This window comes from Streptomyces sp. FH025 (genome assembly GCF_017427025.1).
Taxonomy (GTDB): Bacteria; Actinomycetota; Actinomycetes; order Streptomycetales; family Streptomycetaceae; genus Kitasatospora.
Genome location: NZ_JAFLNG010000871.1, coordinates 1 through 2,771 on the forward strand (window position 1 = coordinate 1; position 2,771 = coordinate 2,771).

A 2,771-nucleotide genomic window follows, 5' to 3' on the forward strand; every position below is an offset into this window, starting at 1 on the left:
GCCACCCGCTCGCTGGGCGAGCTGGTGGGGCTGCTGGGGCACATAGACGCCAGCAACGGCGCGTACTACCTGCTGATGCACGGCTGGACGTCACTGTTCGGCGACTCGCTGATATCACTGCGAATACCCTCCGTGCTGGCGATGGCGGGGGCGGCCGCGTTCGTGGCGCTGACGGCCGAGCGGCTGTTCGACAGCCGGGTGACGGCGGTCTGCGCGGGGCTGCTCCTCGCGGTGGTGCCGCAGATCTCCCACTACGCGCAGGAGATCCGCGCCTACGCGTTGGTGACCTGCGCGGTCGCGGCCGCGACGTACTTCCTGCTGCGGGCGCTGGAGCGCCCGGGCCTGCGGTGGTGGGCGCCGTACTGCGTGGCGATGACGTTGGCGGGCGCCTGGCACCTGGTGTCGTTCACCACGGTGGCCGGGCAGCTCGCGCTGGTGCTGCCGCACCTGTGGCGGACCCGGGCGGCGATGGACCGGCGGCTGCTGTGGCAGTACCCGGTGGCGATCGTGGTGGCGGTCCTGCCGGTGCTGCCGGTGGCGCTGATCGGCAGCCGGCAGTCGGGCCGGCAGCTCGGCTGGATACCGAAGCCGGCCACCGCCGACCTGGTCTCGATCGCCTACCCCCTGTTCGGTACGGAGCAGGTGGCCAAGGCGTTCGCACTGCTGGCGCTGGCCGCGCTGGTGCTGTCGGCCCGGCGGACCTGGGCCTTGCAGGCGCTGCTGCTGGCGGAGCTGCCGGTGGTGGCCGTCTGGCTGATGTCGCAGGGCGACACCTCGTACTTCATCGACCGGTACATGCTCTTCACAGTGCCCGCCTGGGCCGTGCTGGCCGGTGGCGGGGTCGGGGCCGCGTTCCGCCTGGTGGCGGCCCTGGCCGGGCGCCCCTGGGCGCCGGGGCGAATCGTTTCTCCACGCTTGGCCCTGCCGGTGGCCGGAGTGGTGGCGGTGGGGCTGATCGCCTACCCGGCCATGAAGGCGCTGCCGACACAGCGGTCCATACGGCACGTGGGCTCGCACACCGGGTCGCACGAGCCGTTCCGGGCGGCGGCCGACGCGATCACCGCCGGGTACCGCCCGGGAGACGGGCTGGCGGCCCCGACCGGCGACCAGAGCTGGGCGATGGTCTGGCCGGGCGTCAGCTACTACCTGCCGCCGGACGTCCGCCCGTCCCCGGTGTTCGTCGCCCGGAGCGCCGAGGACGCGGAGGAGCTGACGCCGGAGCCCTGCCCGCAGCCGGCCTCCTGTCTGGGGGACGGGCCGCGGCTCTGGCTGATCGTCCTCGGGGACACCTGGGACCCGCTGGCGGCCGTCCCGCAGGACCAGGCGCAGGTGCTGCGGGACCACTACGGCGCGCCGGGCCAGGTGACGCCGCTCGGCGGGCTCACCGTCGCGCTGCTCGACCGCAACACCTGACGGAGGGCTGAGGCCGCCAGGGAACGTCGAAGGGGAGCCGGTTCGAACCGGCTCCCCTTCGACGTCGAGGCGCTCAGGCGCTCAGGCGCTCACGCGCCCGGCGGATCAGAACATCCGCAGCAGCCGGGACTGGATGGACGGCGGCTTCAGGTCCGACTGGAGCGCCACCTTGACCTCCGTCTTGTCGTCCCCCGCGCCGACCCGCAGCACGCCGACCTCCTTGCCCGCCTTCTCGTCGTGGCCGAGCTTGGTCGGGTCCAGGGTGACGGTGCCGGTGATGCCGGGGAAGCCGGCCACCACGAGGTCCTCGGTCGCGACGACCGCGACCTTGCCGCCGAGCCCGTCGTCCACGGTGCCGACGACGTCGCCCTTCTTCACCACGGTCTGGCCGGTCAGCCCGTTCTGCGCGGCCTGGATCTGCTTGCCGCTGACCTTCAGCACGGTCGGCAGGATGCCGTCGCCCGGGTTGGGCGAGGTGGCCTGCTGGCCCAGGGTGACGCCGAGGATCATCCGCCTCACCCCGCCGATCTCCTTGTACGCGGCCCACATCAGGCAGCCGCCGGCGGGAGTGCTGGAGCCGGTCTTGACGCCGATGACGCCGGTCTTCGGGTTGATCAGGTTGTTGGTGTTGGAGATCTTCACGTTGTTGAAGGTGGTCTCCGGGCTGGAGACGATCTGCCGGAAGATCTCGTCTTGCATGACCTGCTCGGCCAGCTTCAGCTGGTCCTTGGCGGTGGACTTGGTGTCCGCGTTGAAGCCCGCCGGGTCGGCGTAAATGGTGTTGGTCATGCCGAACTTGGCCGCGGTGTCGTTCATCAGCTTGACGAACGCCTCCTCGGAGCCCGAGTGGTAGCGGGCGAGCAGCCGGGCCACGTTGTTGGCGGACGGCAGCATCAGCAGTTCCAGCGCCTGGTACTCGGTGAGCACCTGGTTCTCGGTGAGCGTCACCCGGGACTCGTCGGCGTTGCCGGACTCCTGCGCGGCCTGCTTGTCGACGATGATCTTCGGGCCGGCCTCCCCCTTCTTCAGCGGGAACTTCTGGAGGATCAGGTAGGCGTTCATCACCTTGGTGACGCTGGCGATCGAGGCCGGGGTCTCCTGGCCGGAGCTGCCGAGGCTGCCGACGCCGACCACCTCGGCCGCGGACTGGCCCTTGGCCGGCCAGGCGAGGTCCAGCGGGTCGCCGGAGAAGCTGAAGCTGCCCGCAGCCGACATCTTCACCTTCGCGTCCGGCAGCGGGCGCAGCAGCTGGGCCACCACCACGGCACCGAGCACCACGGCCAGGAAGACCGTCCAGATGGTGATCCGCTTGAGCGCGCGGCGCAGCGGCGAGACCGGCCGGGAGTTGAGGGCGGCCA

At 71.4% G+C, this 2,771-nt stretch carries 1 protein-coding gene and 1 pseudogene; one reads left to right on the forward strand and one right to left on the reverse strand.

The window, feature by feature from the left end:
• Positions 1-1,413, forward strand: a 1,413-nt coding sequence (locus tag J0670_RS34995; RefSeq protein WP_207816531.1) for a glycosyltransferase family 39 protein, incomplete at its 5' end; no start/stop codon positions are given.
• A gap of 105 nt (positions 1,414-1,518) precedes the next feature.
• On the opposite strand, the pseudogene J0670_RS35000 reads toward J0670_RS34995, so the two are convergent.
• A pseudogene (locus tag J0670_RS35000) lies at positions 1,519-2,771 on the reverse strand (D-alanyl-D-alanine carboxypeptidase); the annotation flags it as partial.